At 53.2% G+C, this 16,327-nt stretch carries 13 protein-coding genes; 7 read left to right on the top strand and 6 right to left on the bottom strand.

Features of this window, described 5'->3' with window-relative positions:
- Window positions 1–6: 6 nt before the first annotated feature.
- Together ADN01_RS06235 and ADN01_RS06230 are read right to left on the bottom strand one after the other, a co-directional pair.
- Window positions 7–1,269 carry a nickel-dependent lactate racemase family protein gene (locus ADN01_RS06235; RefSeq protein ID WP_062418430.1) on the bottom strand — a complete coding sequence of 421 codons (1,263 nt, stop codon included), beginning with the start codon at window positions 1,267–1,269 and terminating at the stop codon, window positions 7–9.
- Between the two features lie 8 nt (window positions 1,270–1,277).
- A complete protein-coding gene (locus ADN01_RS06230) occupies window positions 1,278–1,664 on the bottom strand; it encodes a VOC family protein (RefSeq protein WP_062418429.1) in 387 nt (128 codons plus the stop codon).
- A gap of 138 nt (window positions 1,665–1,802) precedes the next feature.
- Here ADN01_RS06230 and ADN01_RS06225 point away from each other — a divergent pair, with 138 nt between their 5' ends.
- Window positions 1,803–3,767, top strand: a complete 1,965-nt coding sequence (locus ADN01_RS06225) for an aldehyde ferredoxin oxidoreductase C-terminal domain-containing protein (protein WP_062418428.1) — start codon at window positions 1,803–1,805, stop codon at window positions 3,765–3,767.
- Between the two features lie 29 nt (window positions 3,768–3,796).
- Here ADN01_RS06225 and ADN01_RS06220 read toward each other — a convergent pair whose 3' ends face one another.
- Entirely contained in the window at window positions 3,797–4,447 is a 651-nt protein-coding gene (locus ADN01_RS06220; protein WP_062418427.1) for an MBL fold metallo-hydrolase, read from the bottom strand.
- Between the two features lie 9 nt (window positions 4,448–4,456).
- Window positions 4,457–5,512: a DNA gyrase C-terminal beta-propeller domain-containing protein gene (locus ADN01_RS06215; RefSeq protein WP_062418426.1), complete on the bottom strand. Its 1,056-nt coding sequence runs from the start codon at window positions 5,510–5,512 to the stop codon at window positions 4,457–4,459.
- Window positions 5,513–6,092: 580 nt separating this feature from the next.
- Here ADN01_RS06215 and ADN01_RS06210 point away from each other — a divergent pair.
- From ADN01_RS06210 to ADN01_RS06195, 4 genes are read left to right on the top strand one after another with little or no spacing between them, the layout of a single operon-like run.
- Window positions 6,093–7,100, top strand: coding sequence for a tyrosine-type recombinase/integrase (locus ADN01_RS06210; RefSeq protein ID WP_062418425.1), 1,008 nt, complete (start codon window positions 6,093–6,095; stop codon window positions 7,098–7,100).
- A 23-nt stretch (window positions 7,101–7,123) separates the two neighbouring features.
- Window positions 7,124–8,797 (top strand): phospholipase D-like domain-containing protein, encoded by a 1,674-nt coding sequence (locus ADN01_RS06205; RefSeq protein WP_160318387.1) that lies wholly within the window; start codon window positions 7,124–7,126, stop codon window positions 8,795–8,797.
- A 46-nt stretch (window positions 8,798–8,843) separates the two neighbouring features.
- A complete protein-coding gene (gene pip, locus ADN01_RS06200; protein WP_062418423.1) occupies window positions 8,844–9,806 on the top strand; it encodes a prolyl aminopeptidase in 963 nt (320 codons plus the stop codon).
- Window positions 9,807–9,819: 13 nt separating this feature from the next.
- Entirely contained in the window at window positions 9,820–11,430 is a 1,611-nt protein-coding gene (locus ADN01_RS06195; protein ID WP_062418422.1) for a proline--tRNA ligase, read from the top strand.
- On the opposite strand, the gene ADN01_RS06190 is transcribed toward ADN01_RS06195, so the two are convergent.
- Window positions 11,383–12,711 carry an MFS transporter gene (locus tag ADN01_RS06190; protein ID WP_082142797.1) on the bottom strand — a complete coding sequence of 443 codons (1,329 nt, stop codon included), beginning with the start codon at window positions 12,709–12,711 and terminating at the stop codon, window positions 11,383–11,385. The two genes, ADN01_RS06195 and ADN01_RS06190, sit on opposite strands and share 48 nt — an antisense overlap.
- A gap of 40 nt (window positions 12,712–12,751) precedes the next feature.
- On the opposite strand from ADN01_RS06190, the gene ADN01_RS06185 reads away from it, so the two are divergent.
- On the top strand, window positions 12,752–13,477 hold the full coding sequence (locus ADN01_RS06185; RefSeq protein ID WP_062418420.1) for a hypothetical protein: 726 nt from the start codon (window positions 12,752–12,754) through the stop codon (window positions 13,475–13,477).
- Window positions 13,478–13,479: 2 nt separating this feature from the next.
- Here ADN01_RS06185 and typA read toward each other — a convergent pair whose 3' ends face one another.
- Window positions 13,480–15,339 (bottom strand): translational GTPase TypA, encoded by a 1,860-nt coding sequence (gene typA / locus ADN01_RS06180; RefSeq protein WP_062418419.1) that lies wholly within the window; start codon window positions 15,337–15,339, stop codon window positions 13,480–13,482.
- 65 nt (window positions 15,340–15,404) lie between these two features.
- Here typA and ADN01_RS06175 point away from each other — a divergent pair, with 65 nt between their 5' ends.
- Window positions 15,405–16,316: a patatin-like phospholipase family protein gene (locus ADN01_RS06175; RefSeq protein WP_147239052.1), complete on the top strand. Its 912-nt coding sequence runs from the start codon at window positions 15,405–15,407 to the stop codon at window positions 16,314–16,316.
- The last annotated feature ends 11 nt before the right edge of the window (window positions 16,317–16,327 follow it).

The following is a 16,327-nucleotide window of genomic DNA, read 5'->3' as shown; positions in this document are numbered from 1 at the left end:
TGGTTCCTAAGGGGCTTGAATGGGTAAGGTATTGGTTGCATACGGCATCACGGCTATCCGGGCCGTGGCCGGCAGCTGCTGGATGCCCAGATTCACTGCAGATTGCAGGCTTTCAGCGGGGTGAAGCAAGAATCGGGTGGTAAGTTCCTTGGGCATCTCCGAAACCAGGTAAATTTGGCTCCTGGCGGCTTGTTGGGCGATCTGAAAGGCTTTATGCGGCCCTACGCGAAAGCCTTCACGGGTAAATTTCGCAATCGCTTCTTGATATGTATCCACGTCTTCCATGAACTTCTCAAAACTGGCGCTGCCAGAGCCTTCCCCGCACTCCGCCGCCAAAATCACCATGCCGCCGTCGCGTACGACCATCGAAGCATGAGTCAGCGCTTTTTGGGATTGATATAAATTGAGGTCTTTAGGTGCACCGCCCACCGAAGCGATGACGAGGTCGTACGGTTCGGTGAGCTGCACCTGGGTGGCCTGCAAGGAAAGCGGAATGCCGGCGCGCATCACCGCTTTGGGGTTGTCAAACAAGACCGCGATAATTTCCTTTTGAACATTCATCACCGTGTTTAAAGCCAGGTCAATCCCAATCCGCTCCCCAATTTCTTCAATATCTTGACGCATGGGGTTTTCTTCATAGATCCCCGCACGAGCGTTCGGATGGGTCAGAAAGGCATGATTTCTGTTAATGGTTTCTCGCCCGCACAGACCAATAGAGGCACTTTTGACCCCGCCCGAAAAGCCCATAAAATGATGCGGCTCCAGATTTCCCACAACGATTTTTAGCTGCGCCTGGTAGTACTTGCGATTAACGTAGATCGGTGTGCCGGCCTGGGTATCGCCCAAAAAGGTTAGGTTTTCGGCACAGTCGCAGTCATGCGATTCAATTGAATATCGCTGAATGATGGCTTCTGGAGCTATGCGGTGGAATTCTTCTGGCGGAGTGGGGGTATGCGTTCCGGTGGCAATGTAGAAATGAATCTGCTCAGGCAGGATGCCCAGGCTTTCCAGCCATTTCAATAACGGCGGCAGTAAAAGCTGGTGAGGGACTGGCCGGGTCTTATCGTTGATGGCAATTGCGGCGGTCAGGCGGCCGCCTTTGGCGCGAACCTGTGCCTCCGCTGCTGGGTTCTGAAGAGCATTGGCGATCAGTGTTTCAGGTGGGGCAGGCGGGATGGCTTTGGGTGGTAAAAGCGTGTCTACCTGGACGGAATCTGGAAGAGTAAAGCTCAGTTTTGTTTTTCCGTAGGGCAGTGAGAATGTGGGCATTGGCGGCTTTACTCCTGAATGTCAAACGGCTGGATGAATTGCTGGATCTCGATCCGGTAACCGTTGGGATCTCGCAGGAAACAATGATAGATCTGGTATTTGGGATTCAGTACTGGCGGATGCTCAAATTCAGCCCCGAGTGCGCATAAAGATCGGTACCAATCATCCACATCCGGTGTGATCAGGGTCAAGATCACGCCTTCCCGCGTCTGACCTTCGGGCTGCATTCGTTTGCAGAAACCTACATAGGCTCGCGGAGCAGTTTCATAAATACGGCAATCCCCCTGATCCAGCACCAGGCGCAATTGAAGCAAGTTTTCATAAAAATGGGCGGTTTCGGCAAGTTTTTGTGTATAGAGAAAGGTGATTAGTCGTTCAATCGCATGAAGAGGCATGAGCACACTCGCCGGAATAGGGTGTGGAACTTTTATCAGTTTAACACAGAACCCGCAGCAAAGGTTCTGAATTCCGCGCCGAATGGATAATTCAAGTATAATTCGCTGGATTAAACGCTGACGCTCAGGGAGTTCATTATGCGAAACCGCTCAGTTCTGTACGAATTAACTGTGGATTTGTCCTCTGGGGAGTGGGGGATCGCCTGCCCCACAGATCAAAGTTTGATCGGCCCTGTGCAATACGGGTGGGATCGTTTTCAAAAAGACCCCGAATCAATGACCTTTGGCGGCGGGCTCCTGGCAGGTTCACCTTTGCCCGGAACGCGCCGCATGATCTTTACCGGCTATTCGCCGCAGTGGCAGGGATTTTATGTCTCTGCGCTGGGCGGCGCCATGTATGTGTTCCACCGCGTGGGCGTAAATTACGTATGGCTGCGCGGCCAAAGCACCCAAGATGTCGTTCTGTTTATCAACCACCGCAACGGTGAATATACCGTTCGTCTGGATCCTGTGCAGCCCGAAACCATATGGGCTGGGTACACCGACCAGACCGGGCGCGGTTGGGAAGGCTTTTATGCACTCCAGCGGTATTTATTTGAGAAATACCAGGGGGATTTTGACGGCGACGCCTGGCGCATCCTCACGGTGGGCCCAGGCGCACGCCTGACGCGTGAAGGCGCCATCGGTTCAAATGCCATTAAAAAAGGCGATATCAGTATCGTGGATGATTGGGCTGGCCGCGGTGGATTGGGGTCGCGCTTATTGCAGCATCACCATGTGGCCGGAATCGTTTTTGGCGGCGACTGGCAGGACCCGGCTATGAAAGAAGGCAAAGAGCTGGATGAATATTTCCTGGCTCACTTCGGCCAGCGTGCCATCGCCGCAGATATGATCCTCAGTCAGAAATACCGCTATGTGCCGAAGTTTGACACTGGCGGCACCTTTGGGGTCAACATGCACGAAGCTGAGGACCGCCTCTTCAGCTACAACTATACCTCCGTGTATCAACCCAGCCAGCGCCGTTTTGAACAACATGAAAAGCTGATTGTGGAGCATTACCTCAAGCAGTTCAACCAGGAGACGATCGCGCCCCGCAACTTCGATCACTGCGGTGAGCCTTGCGCAATTGTCTGCAAGAAATACATCGGCGAGTACAAAAAAGACTACGAACCTTACCAGGCCTTAGGCCCCACCTGCGGCATTTTCGATCAGCGCGCGGCTGAATACATCAACAAGTGGGTGGATACCATGGGTCTCGATTCGATCCAGACGGGCGGCACAATTGCCTGGGTGATGGAGCTGGTGGCGGAAAAACTGATCCCCCCGCAGGATTTTGGTCTGCCGGCAGACGGCCCCCGCTTTGGTTTTATCAGCGATATGCAGCCAGAAGCGCTGGCGGAATTATCCATGCATAACGCCCGCTACGCGGAGGCTGTTTTACGCATGATCTTGTTTACACCCCAGGGCGAACCCTTCCGTAAGGGGATCCGCTCTGCAGCCAAATGGTTGGATCAAAAATACGGCATCCGCTCCATCGACCGTGCCGTGTACACGGCCCACGGGGAAGACGGCTGTATGGTTCCCAACCAGTACTGGGTTCCTGGGATGTTTGCCCCCATGCCGCTGATGGGCAAGTATTTCTCCTACTACGGGGTAGATTTTATGCCCCCTTATGCGTTGGGGCGAAAAAATGTAGAACGCAATGTGTATGAGTTCTACTCTGAAAACAGCGGTTCCTGCCGCTTCCACCGCCGTTGGGTCGAAGATATTGTGGATGATATCACCCTCAGCCATTTTGACTTGCAGTTGGATTTTTGGCGGGTGAACTTTGAATTAGCAAAAAGCATCCACGATTTCCAATCCCACCAATCTCATTTTTGGGAAAGTGAACGGGTGGTGGATTTGATTCATGCCTATCTGGAATGGTGGCTGGAACGCGGACTGAAGAACGCCGACCTGGAGCAGTGGGTACAGCGCTTCCGCACTGACAAATGGGCCGCGGCGCGGGATTATTGGGAACAAATGTTCCAGGGTATGTGCGATGCCTTTGCTGAAGGAGTGGATGAGCCGCAGCACCAGGAGCACGGCATGTTACAAAAATAGACGGCAGGGCAGGGGGGGGGCAGGCAGGGCTAGCGAACCCAGATGCCGTGCCCGCCGCAGATGACAGCGGGATGCAGGGCTAATTGCATTTCAAAAGATTGCTTCGCTAGCTCCTCATCCCAGGTATTCCCGCCTGAAGAGGGGAGCAGCTTTTTTCTGGCGATTTGGATGGAATCGCCGGAAAATAAAACCCCATGCTCAATTGCAAAAAAAGATACGTGCTGCGGTGTGTGGCCGCGTGTGTCCAGCACCTGCAAGCCGTCCCAAAACGGCAGGATCTGGCCGGGTTCCAACAAGTGATCAACAACACCCGCGGATGGGCGGTATAGCGGAGAAACGGCGCTGTAGAGAAATTTTTCAAAACCGCGCGGCTTCAGCGCGCGCGAGGAAACGCCTTTTTGAATGGCTTCGGCTTCCTGCGGGGACGCATACACGGGAGCAGGATTGACAGCCCGAATTTCCGCCAATGCACCAAAGTGATCGCCGTCCGCGTGGGTGATCAGAATCGCCGCCAGTGTGTGGGGATCCGCGCCCGTTTTTTGGATGGTGCCCAACAAATGTTGTCCAAACCCGGGCAAGCCCACATCAATCACCAGGCTTTGCTCGCCACTTCTCAGGATAAATTGATTGGCAAACAGCGACCTGCTTCGAAAAACACCGGGGTAAATGGGTTTCATCATTGGCCTTGTCTAGCAGTTGAGCAGTGCCACAACTTCATCACCGCGCAGACTCATGCACAAAACGCCTTGTACCACGCCCTCTGTTTCTGACACCTCATTCGCCGGAAAGCGGATGAGCTTGCCCAAACGCGATAGAACGAACAGGTCTTGATTGCGCTCCAGAGCGGCGATGCCTACCACCTGCGCATTTTTGATGGTTTGTTTCCCGCTGCCGCCCAGGCTCTTGTTGGCCGCAAAACTGGGCATCACACGTACCGTCCCGCGTCCATCCGCGCCGAGCAGGAACAAACGGCTGTCATCGTACACCGGCGCGATTCCCACCACCTGAGCGCCTTCTGCCAGACGGATCCCCCAATCTCCCTGAGGTGGGATCAATTTTTCATTAAACCGAATCCCCATGCCGTTGTTGGTGGCCAGAAAAATATCGCCGTCTCCGCTCGTCCAACAGGCGCTGGCCAGGGGACCGTATTCCTGGAAATTCAACACGGAAACGCCCGGCTTCATATGCTCGCCAAAGAGATGATGCCGTAGGCTGCGAACCCTTCCGGAAGCGGACACCATCGCCACATATCCCTGAGCCCGTTCCGGCAAGATCGCCGCCACGGCTTCGCCGGCCTCGAATGGGATCCGGTCAAAAATATCTTCACCGCGGCTGCGCACCGGGCTGAGTTCCAATTTACCGGAAGCGAATCGGAAAACCCGGCCGTGATTGGTGAACACGAGAAAATGCTGCGCAGCTGTCAGGCAAGCCAGTGCGGCTGGCTGATCGGGAGGTTGAACCTCAAGATCAAAAACACCCATACCACCGCGGTGTTGGCGGGAAAACAGATGCCGTTCTGTACGTTTTACGACACCCTGTTGGCTAATGGTGAGTAATTGATATTGTGATGCGGCCTCTTGGGCAATCGGCTCCTCATTGATCGGTGCTTCGCGCTCAACCGTTTCGCTGCGGGAGGCTGCTGTGCGAGCTGCTCGTGGGGCTTCTAAAATTTGAATTTTCGCTTCCAGAAATTCGATGTATTTGCGCACATCGTCGGGTAAGGGCCGTAGATCGGGTCGCTGCATGGTTACCTCATAAAGCCGTCATTAAGATAGCGTGATTTTATCATCATTTCAGTGGGGGAGGGGGGCAGCCATAAAAGCCCAGTACGAGTGGTTGGATCGCCAGCTCGGACTATTTCCTCATCTGTTCACCAACATGGTATGAAAAAAAGAAATTAGCCCGAGATTCACGATGAAGCGACAGCAGGGGGAGCTTTTGAGGAGGTGCATGTAAAAAACAACGGTTATTGTTTTTGATAAGTATCATTATCAAAAACAATATCGAATTGACAAGATCCCAAAATACCCACTTCTTGTTGTCTCTTTTTGAGTTTAACCCACCGAACATCCCACATTTAGATAGGGTTAGCGCATAACCCGCTGGAGTTCATCTCTCACACCCCCTTGGCAAATTCTCCATCTGGATTTCAGAACTCTTTTTGACCTCCTTTTCCGAACCTCCTGAGTGCAGTTATAGCCATTCATTTACAGGGATTTATCAAACTGTTGTGTAATTATGTGGGTCCTCTTTTCATATTCTATTTGTGAATTAATTCACATACTCTCTGTATTCCTTTTGATCCAATTGTGAGATAATAATCCCATGAGTGCCAAAACCATCTCGATTTCTGAGGCTGTCGATCGTTTTTTGGAAGGTGTGTCCCTGGCGCGCAGCCAGAATACCACCCGCACCTACCGCAACGTGATGAAATTCCTCGAAACCGAGGTGCTGCCAGCTCACCGGCTATCAGCCAGTTCCCCCATCACAGCCTTCAAAGAAGACGCGGTAACCTGGCTGGTTTCCGCTATGCGCGATAAAGCCCCCACCACCGAACGTCTTCACCTGACCGTGCTTAGCCGATTTTTTGAGTTTCTCGCCGCTGAAAACCTGGCTCCCATCAATTTACCGCGCGTACACCTGTTGATCCGCCAGCGCGCCCGCCGCCCGGGGATACGCTTGCCTCAATTTCCACAGAATGATATCGAAAAAGTCCTTGATTACGCTGAAGGGCTGCTCCATGCCCCCGTAGAGAACGAGCCAGAGCGCCTGCGCAATTTACGCGACCGCGCCTTTTTAATCACACTGGCAGACACCGGCCTTCGCGTACATGAAGCCTGCAACTTGCGCCGCGGAGATTTAAACTGGCAGGAAGGCCGCGCGGTGATCATCGGGAAAGGTAATCGCGAAGCCGTCATCCGCTTTACCCGCCGTTCGCAAAGCGCCTTGGAAGACTACTTGCGCGCGCGAGCGCAAATGGACGGTGCTTCGGGCCGCCCGCTGACCGCCCTCCCCCTCTTTGCTCGTCATGATCGCGGCAATCAGAAGCGGGTCAGTGCCATCACTACTGCTACTGGACGCAATATCGTCAATGAACGTGTTATGCTGGCCATTGGCCCACAAGCGAAAGGCAGCATCACCCCCCACTCGTTTCGGCACTACTTTGTCACCCGCATCCTCCAGGCTTCGGGTAACTTGAAACTGGCTCAGGAGCTGGCGCGCCACCGCAACATCGCCGTGACGCAGCGCTACGCCCATTTGTCAGACAATGAGTTAGACCGCGGCTATTATCAAATATTTGAAACCAAGGATGCCCCCACTGTTGAGGAATAACCCACAGGAGGTACAGTATGGTGATGCCGACTTATCAACCAGTAGTCCGCGCCGAACAAGGCCCGTTTTCGGGCGCAGCCTTAGTCGGCACAAACACCATCCTTCTAGGCTGGGATATCGACCCGACCTACGACCGCAAAGGACTCTTAGGATTTGCCGTCCGCCGCGCCTCGTATGATCCCGATACCGGCGAAATGAAGCGCATGATCTGGCTTTCGGGGCAGAAACGGTTTAAAGATCAAGACACAGAAGGTCCTGAAGTATCCTCGGCTAAAGCCCCTTTTCAGCGCTTTCGCTGGTCCGATTACACCGTTCGCGCCAATTATGCCTATCAGTACGAGATTTTTCCCGTTCTGGAGCACGGGCAATCCACCCGCTTGTTAGACCCCGTGCGTTTGTGGGCGCGCCCCAGCCTGTATGACCAGGATCACGTGGGCGTCTACGTCAACCGTGGGGTCACCTCGGCCCACGCCTATCTGACGGAATTCCACAATGTGGAGCCATCCAAAGTTCCCAATGGCGCCGCCTACCGCTGGCTTTCGCGCAGCCTGCGCGAATCGTTATTGGAATTTATCGCTGCCGCCGGCCAGGGGGACGGCCTGCACGTGGCAATTTATGAATTTCATGATCCGGAAATCGCCAGTGCCTTGAAAGAAGCCCTCAACCGGGGGGTAGATGTCAAAATCGTCTATCACAAAGGGCAATCTCCCAATGATACTGCCGAAGAAAGCGAGCACATCCTATCCCAGGCTGGGCTGGCGCAACCTGCCATTTCCATTCCGCGCACCTGGCCGAAAATCAGCCACAACAAGTTTGTCGTCCGGTTGACGGGCGGCAGCCCCACTCATTTATGGGTTGGCACAACCAATTTCACCGAGGCCGGCTTTTACTTGCAGACCAATTTGGCATTGACCTTTGAGCAGCCTTCCGTGGCCGATGCGTATGAGCAGTATTTCCAAATTTTAGCGTCCAACCTTCCCACCAGCCGCCGTGAAAACCCACCGCGCACGCCAGAACAAATCCAGGCGCTTTCGCTCTCCAATATCACCTACCATCCGACTCGCAGCCTATCGGGGGTGTATTTCTCTCCCGTTCGCCGTGACCACATCGTGGACGCGGCCATTGAACTGACTCGCGAAGCCAAAAGCGTCATCTTGTTGAGCACGCCCTTTGGGATGGATGCGCGCCTCAAGCAAGCCCTGGGCCAAAACCCAGAAGCCGTTGTGGAATACGGCCTGGCTAACAGCACTGCAACAAAGAGCATCGAAGGCCTAAGCCGCAAGAACACTCGCTTTTTCACCCCCACCCGCTTGGAAACCTACATGGGAAAAAGCTGGGATGCCCGTGCTTTTGGAAAACACAAGATTCACACCAAATTGATGGTCATCGATCCCTGGGGTGATACCCCTGCGGTCTTGGTAGGTTCTGCCAATTTTAGCCGTGCATCCTGCCGCGAAAATGACGAAAACGCCTTCTTAATCAAAGGTGATTCACGTCTGGCGGCCATTATGGCCACGGAATTCATGCGTATGTTTGATCATTATAAGTCGCGCGCATTTCTGAATACCATTTATGCCGCGGTCGAATCACCAGATCGCTATTTGGAAGAAGCGGAGGCCTGGAGTAATATCTATTTCAATCCTTCCTCGCGCAGCTACAAATTTCGCGACCGCCAGGTGTTCTCTGGGCACGAATAAACTGTATCTGGCAACCCTCTTCAAATACACTTCAAAGGACCCAACTATGACTACTGAACTTTATCCTGAGATTGAACCCTATCGCATTGGCGAACTCAAGGTATCCGATCTGCATACTCTGTACTATGAGGAATCCGGCAACCCGAACGGTACCCCGGTGGTTTTCTTACACGGCGGTCCGGGTGCCGGCTGCCGCCCTGCTCATCGTCAATTTTTTGACCCCAACCATTACCGTATCATCCTCTTCGATCAGCGCGGATCCGGAAAATCTACTCCCTATGCTGAAATTCGGGAGAATACCACCCCGCTCTTGATTCAGGATATCGAAACTCTTCGCACGACCCTGGCGATTGAAAAATGGTTGGTGTTTGGCGGCAGTTGGGGCAGCACCCTGGCCCTGGCGTATGCCTCTCAGCACCCCCAGCGCGCCATAGGCCTGATCCTGCGTGGTATTTTCCTTTGCCGTTCTTCTGAAGTTAGCTGGTTTTATCAGCAAGGGGCTTCGCAGATTTACCCGGACGCCTGGGAAGATTTCTTGGAACCCATCCCGCTTTCTGAACGCCAGGATATGGTCAGTGCGTATTATAAACGGATGACCTCTGAGGATGAAGCCACACGGCTTCAGGCGGCCGTCGCCTGGTCCACCTGGGAGGCCAGACTTGCTCACTTGAACCTTGACCCCGATGCAGCCGCCAGCTACTTAGAAGACCCGCGTAATGCTCTGGCTATCGCCCGCATTGAATGCCATTACATGATCAACCGCGCCTTTTTCCCTAGCGATGATGCCCTCTTGAATCAAATCAAATCTTCACTGTTGGGCATGCCCTGCCGCATTGTGCAGGGACGCTATGATTTGATTTGCCCCATGCGCACAGCCTGGGAAGTGCATAAAAGCCTGCCGGGGTCGGAGTTGCGAATTGTGCCGGCGGCGGGCCATTCCGCTCACGAACCAGGCATCAGCCAGGAATTGGTTCAGGCGGCGAATGATTTTCGCAGTCTTAAGGTCTAAGGACGGTGCTTATATGATCCGCATGAGCCAGTTGTTGCTGCGCACACTTCGCGAAGCTCCATCCGAAATTGATGCGCCGGGGGCTCGTTTTCTCTTTCGAGCAGGCTGCATCACATTCACCCCTGGGTATCAGCTTGCTTTTCCCCCCTTAGGCGCACTGCTGCTGCAAAAGCTGGTTCAACGGGTTCGCTCCTTCACCCCCACCCAAGAAGTGATCCTTCCGCCTGGTGGGAGTATGAATGAGAACCAGGTGGAATCTTTTGCCAACATCCTGCGCCCCTTTATCCGCTCTTACAAAGATCTCCCGCGCACTCTATTCGCCGAAGTGAAGCAGGAAAACCGAAAGTTCAAATCCAATGCAGGCTTGCTCAACCCTCCGCAGCTGCAAAAAACTGTGTTTTGCTGCACCGCAGCAGATGATACAGCATTACAGGCTTGGGCAGCGCAGATGCAGCGTGAGATTACGCAGTTGTTAACGCAGAGCAGAATTCCTTACCAGACCCTGGAGGATAAGTTCAACCATTCGATCTATGAGGTCTTCATTCACCCTGGCGGTTCTCATGATTTTGCCTTTTGTCCCCACTGTTGTTACGGTGCGCCGCTCGCCTCTGCGCAGTTTCAGCGCCCTGCCGTTCCGCAGGCAGAACTGCTGCCGGTGGAGCCGGTGCATACCCCAAAAGTCAAGACGATTGACGAACTAGCTTCCTTTTTGAATATCTCTGCGTCGCAAACGGCTAAAGCCGTTTTTCTGGTAGCACGATTTGACCGACCCGAAGGGCACAAAGAAACCTTCGTTTTTGCTGTTATCCGCGGTGATCTGGAGGTCAACGAGCACAAATTGATGAGAGCCTTAGGCGCTTCCTCCTTACGCCCTGCATCGGAGGACGAAATCCGCGCAGTGGGCGCTGTGCCTGGCTTTGCCTCTCCGGTGGGTTTGCGCGGCGTGTATGTTGTGGCAGATCCTTCTGCATCTGCGCCCAACCTCGTGGCTGGGGCCAATCAAGAGGATACCCATTTGCGCAACGTCAATTTGGGTCGAGATTACAAACCTTCTCTCACCGCTGATTTTGCGATGGTGCAGCCCGGTCACCCCTGTCCAAACTGCGGACAGCCGCTGCAGGTAGTCTCAGCAGTACCTCTGGCCGAATCATCCAGGCACTCCCCTGCTCTACCTGTGACGTATCTGAATCCTTCGGGTCAGCAAAAACCAGCCTCTCACGCGATTTGTGAGATTTCTGTCAACGGCTGGTTAGGCGCCGCTGCTGAAGCAAATTGTGATCCAGCAGGTCTGTGCTGGCCGGCTGCGTTGAGTCCCTTGGATGTTCATCTGGTCACCCTGCGGGGCGGCGAAGCTGCGGGCGAGGCCTTGGCCCAGGAACTCACCCAGGCCGGCTTTCAAATCTTATGGGACGACCGCGACGAATCACCCGGGGTAAAATTTGCCGATGCCGACCTCATAGGTCTGCCCATTCGGCTTACCCTCAGCGACCGCTCCCTCAAGGCTGGTGGCGTAGAATGGAAAGCGCGCGCCCAAGAAGAACGGCAGGTGCTTCCGCTTTCGGAGATCCCCGAAGCCTTACAAACCTTTTTGGCGGATCTTCAGCACGAAGAACAAAGCGGATAAATGCATCAAGATTGTGAACCCGAAGAGCGCCGGGTAGCCCAATGCATTCACCAGCAGACCGCTTGCGCCGGTAAGCAGCAGCACCCCGCCAAGAATGGTGTTGGTAAAGCCGATATACAATGATCGGTCTTTTTCGGGCGTGATCCCCAGCAGGAGACTGCTGGAAGAGACGCCATTGCCAGTTCCGCGAATGGAGGAAAGGAAAAATACCGGCAGAAGCCACAAAGAAGCCGCCAGTGTCGAGATTCCCATTGGTTTGGCCAGTACACTCAGCAATAACACCAGGATAGACATCAATGTGCCGGCGATTGCGGCCAGGATGAGCACCTTGCGGTAGCCAACTTTTCCAGAAATCCGCCCAAAGCCAATGTTTGCCAGCAAGTTGGTTGCCGTCACTACCGCCAGATACACGCCGATCATCGCCGGGCTGCCGCCCAATTCATGCTGCAAAAACACGGCAAAAAACGGCGCAGCCGAGCCAGCCATCAAGAATGAGCTTTGCATCGCCAGATACCGGCGGTAATCCACATCCTCTCTAAGCGCCACAAGTGCGCGCCTAAATTGTTCACCGAATGAGCTGCGCTGCACCACAACCGGATCCAGCGGCTCTTCCACTTTATAGAAAACAATCATTGAGATCGTAGCCAAAACACAAAACAGGCTGGCAAGAAGGCCGTAATTGTATGGAAAGACGATGCCGCTCCTGGGATCCAGCACCCACCGAACAAAGAAACTGCCGGCCACCCCTAAAAGCCCACCCAGCCCCAAACGCCAGGCGAAAAACTCACCCCGTCGCACAGAAGGGATGGTTTTACTGACGATTTCTAAGAACGGCAGCCCTCCCAGACCGTTCGCCAGCGAGCTGAGGATATACACAGTGAAAAATGCAATCAGCAGTTTTTGCGGCTCATGGACCAGGTTCATGGTAAGCGCCAATAAGACCCAGCTGGCGATGCGGACATACGAACTCTGGCGGTAAAACGTCAGCTTGTGACGCTGGTTCTGCAAAAAGCCCGATACCCACAGCTGCGGCAGCGACCAGGCCCCATCGCGAATCGGTAAGACCAACCCCAGCAATATTGGCGATTGTGTCAGTTGACTCAAAAAGCTGACCAACACTAAAGTCGGATCTAAAACAGTTTCTGCGGTGATGTAAAGCACCCCATTGGTGACCCCGTAAAAGAAGTTTCGTTTCACTACCTTCGCATCAACGATGGCGGGCGCTTTGGGTGTCGATGAGTTTGCAGCTTCTGCTGTTTCCTGGCACGTATCGAGTTCCATGCTAAAATTGCCTTAATTTCGAATTGAATTGGGAGAAAAAATGCAATCCTCTGTTTTCGACATCTTGCTGTTGATTGCTCGTCCGGCGGCTGGGAAAAGTGAGATTATTCATTTTCTCACAAACCTGCCCAAATCAGAGCGGATAACCCGCTTTCATGTTGGGGATTTTCATCAAATTGATGATTTTCCCATGTTGTGGGCCTGGTTTGAAGAGGACCGACTCCTTTCGAAAATGGGTTTACCTCGTCTCCATACAGACGATCAGGAAAATTTCAAATACCCATATCTTTGGGACCTGCTCATCGAGCGCATTTGCCTCGAATACCAAAAATCCTGCCGTGACGTCAACACTGGCGTGGATGTGACCGCCCTCCTGGAGTTCTCCCGCGGAAAAGAGCACGGCGGCTATCGTTCTGCGTTTCAGCATATTGATCCAGCTATTGCTGAAAGAATGGCCATTCTCTATGTTAATGTCCCGTGGGAGGAGTCTCTCCGGAAAAATCGGAGACGATTCAATCCAGACCGTCCCGACAGTATTTTGGAACACGGCCTGCCAGATGAAAAACTGGAACGCCTGTATAAAGAAGAGGACTGGACGGAGTTGAGCAGTTCAGACCCAGAATGGATCACCATCCAAAACCGTCCAGTTCCCTATGTGGTTTTTGAAAATGCCGACGATGTCACCACCGATCGCGGCCCTGAGTTAGCTTCCCGATTGGAAGATTGCCTCAACCGGTTGTGGAAGCTTTACCGACAACCCAGGTGATTTCATGACTCACCCAACATCTCTTTGGCTTTCTTGGTCTGCTTTCCGCGTTCCTCAGTATTCAAGATGCGCTTACGGATGCGGAAAGCGACCGGGGTGACTTCCAGCAGCTCATCTTCGGCCAGATACTCAATTGCCTCGTCAATGCTCATTTCCCGCGGCGGGGTCAGGCGGATTTCTATATCCTTGTTGGATGATCGCATATTGGTCAAATGTTTCTTCTTGCACACATTGACAACCAAATCTTCGGGCCGCGGCGTTTCGCCAACAACCATGCCTTCGTACACATCCACACCTGCGCCAATGAACAAAGTTGCCCGTTCTTCAGCGTTTTTCAGTCCATAAGTGCTGGTAGTTCCGCTTTCCCACGCAACCACTGAGCTTGAAGTTCGTGAGAGGATCGGCCCCGCCAGGGGTTCGTAGCCTCGGAAAATTGAGTTCATGATCCCCATGCCGCGTGTAGCGGTCAGGAATTGGTAGCGGAAGCCCAGCAAACCGCGGGTTGGGACAATATACGTCAGGTGGACGGAATTATCCGGATTATTGACCATATCCACCATCTTCCCGCGTCGCGACCCCAGCATTTCCACTACGGTGCCCACCGTATCTGCGCTGGTTTCAATGTGAACTTCTTCGAAAGGCTCCAGCATATCCCCGTTCGGCCCGCGCTCAAAAATAGCCTCAGGCCTGGATACCTGAAACTCATATCCCTCACGGCGCATGGTCTCAATTAATATCGCCAGGTGCAGTTCACCCCGCCCTGAAACGATAAAAGTGTCGGCGCTGTCGGTTTCTTCCACGCGTAAAGCCACGTTGTTGCGCAGCTCACCAAACAAACGCTCGCGCAGCTTCCGCGACGTGCCCCATTTTCCCTCTCTCCCCGTGAATGGTGAGGTGTTCACCCCAAAAGTCATTCGCACGGTGGGCGCCTCAACTGTGATTGGCGGCAGCGCCATGGGTTGATCGGCATCCGCCAGAGTCTCCCCAATTTCTACCCGCTCCAATCCGGAAATGGCAATAATGTCGCCTGCCTCAGCGCTTTCAACCTCAACTTTTCCCAGACCCTGAAATTGGTACAGATACTGAGCTTTTTCATAGAGGGTTTGGCCGTCGTGCAGAATGCGGGCCAGGCGCTGCCCCACCGTAATTTTTCCCGAATGAATCCGCCCAATTGCCGTACCACCCCGGTAGTCATCATAACTAAGGCTGGTCACCAACATCCGGAAGGGTTCATCCATTTCAATCCGCGGAGCAGGGATATGTTTTAAAATCGCTGAGAACAAGGGCTGTAAGTTTGGGGATAGTTCGTGACTGGTGCCGGCTTCTGCGGTGATTCCGTTGGCATAAATGATCGGAAAATCAGCCTGCTCTTCATTTGCACCCAGTTCAACAAATAAATCGAAGGTGGCGTCAAGAGTCCGGTCCGGCTCTGCATCTTTTCGGTCCATCTTGTTGATCACAACCACGGCGCGCAGCCCCATTTCAAGCGCCTTTTTCAGCACAAAACGTGTTTGCGGCATAGGCCCTTCAGCGGCGTCTACTAACAGCAGCACCCCATCGACCATATTCAAAACACGTTCCACTTCTCCGCCAAAATCCGCGTGTCCAGGCGTATCCACAATGTTGATTTTGACAATTTCCCCAGTTTCTGGATCTGGGATGGTGATTGCGGTATTCTTTGCTAAAATGGTGATGCCGCGTTCACGTTCCAGGTCATTAGAGTCCATCACACGTTCAATCACATGTTGATTTTCTCGGAACACTTTAGCCTGGCGCAGCATTCCATCCACTAGCGTAGTTTTGCCATGGTCAACATGGGCAACAATTGCGATATTGCGTAAATCTTTTCGCTGACTTTGCATAGATCAACCTTTTATAATGTGCATAAACACAATCAAAGCCGCCCATCGTTGGACGGCGTGCAACATTGAATGATACCAAACTACACCATGTTTGGGAAGGGCCGGATGTTGGCCTGATTTTTGCCAAAGGAGATTTCATAATGACAAGACCAAAAATTGGCCTGGCCCTGAGCGGAGGCGGCGCGCGTGGGTTGGCGCATATTGGGGTGCTGAAAATTCTTACCAGCGCGGGTATCCCGATTGATTGCATCTCCGGGACAAGCATGGGCGGCTTGATTGCCGCAGCTTATGCTTCAGGTATTTCAGTTGATGTGTTGGAAGAAGAGGCCCGCCGCATTACACGGATGCGGGAAATGATCAAATTGGTGGATGTATCCAGCCCTACACGAGGAATTGTAAAAGGAAAGCAGTTTCAGGAATACCTCACGACCCTGTTTCCTCAAGAAATCTGTATTGAAGAGCTGACGACTCCTCTGGCGCTGGTAGCGACGGATTTGATCTCAGCCAGGGAAGTGACCTTATCCTCCGGCCCGCTGTTGCCCGCTGTATTGGCTACAACGGCATTTCCGGGCTTATTCCCCCCTCTAGAAATGGATGGATGCCGTCTGGTGGATGGCGGCGTCTTGAATAACTTGCCGGTGCGCCAGGTCCGCGAAATGGGCGCAGATATCATCCTTGCGGTGGATGTGCAATTTAACCCGCTGCTGGAACTGCCCTGGCAAGAGATTAATATGCGCCCTAGCTGGCCGTTCCCATTCCCGGATTTCTTTCTGGATTTCTACAGGGCTGAGTTGATGATGGTAGCCAAACTTACACAGGCGCATTTGGAACAAGTCAAGCCAGAATTTTATCTCCACCCTTCCATCCCTCAAGATATCACTATCTTCATGGGCTTTGCACGCACGGATGAAATCATCGCTTGCGGCGAGACCTCGGCTTTGGAGGTTTTGCCGTTATTGATGGAAAAGATGCGATGAAAAAAGTATGA

The organism is Levilinea saccharolytica, assembly GCF_001306035.1.
GTDB classification, from domain to species: domain Bacteria; phylum Chloroflexota; class Anaerolineae; order Anaerolineales; family Anaerolineaceae; genus Levilinea; species Levilinea saccharolytica.
The sequence above is the reverse complement of the archived record's forward strand: the minus strand, read 5'-3'. Positions and strand labels throughout refer to the sequence as shown.

Coding starts and splice junctions, on each gene's coding strand:
- ADN01_RS06235 (WP_062418430.1), bottom strand. CDS start 1,269: ATGCCCACATTCTCACTGCCCTACGGAAAAACAAAACTGAGCTTTACT.
- ADN01_RS06230 (WP_062418429.1), bottom strand. CDS start 1,664: ATGCCTCTTCATGCGATTGAACGACTAATCACCTTTCTCTATACACAA.
- ADN01_RS06225 (WP_062418428.1), top strand. CDS start 1,803: ATGCGAAACCGCTCAGTTCTGTACGAATTAACTGTGGATTTGTCCTCT.
- ADN01_RS06220 (WP_062418427.1), bottom strand. CDS start 4,447: ATGATGAAACCCATTTACCCCGGTGTTTTTCGAAGCAGGTCGCTGTTT.
- ADN01_RS06215 (WP_062418426.1), bottom strand. CDS start 5,512: ATGCAGCGACCCGATCTACGGCCCTTACCCGACGATGTGCGCAAATAC.
- ADN01_RS06210 (WP_062418425.1), top strand. CDS start 6,093: ATGAGTGCCAAAACCATCTCGATTTCTGAGGCTGTCGATCGTTTTTTG.
- ADN01_RS06205 (WP_160318387.1), top strand. CDS start 7,124: ATGCCGACTTATCAACCAGTAGTCCGCGCCGAACAAGGCCCGTTTTCG.
- pip (WP_062418423.1), top strand. CDS start 8,844: ATGACTACTGAACTTTATCCTGAGATTGAACCCTATCGCATTGGCGAA.
- ADN01_RS06195 (WP_062418422.1), top strand. CDS start 9,820: ATGATCCGCATGAGCCAGTTGTTGCTGCGCACACTTCGCGAAGCTCCA.
- ADN01_RS06190 (WP_082142797.1), bottom strand. CDS start 12,711: ATGGAACTCGATACGTGCCAGGAAACAGCAGAAGCTGCAAACTCATCG.
- ADN01_RS06185 (WP_062418420.1), top strand. CDS start 12,752: ATGCAATCCTCTGTTTTCGACATCTTGCTGTTGATTGCTCGTCCGGCG.
- typA (WP_062418419.1), bottom strand. CDS start 15,339: ATGCAAAGTCAGCGAAAAGATTTACGCAATATCGCAATTGTTGCCCAT.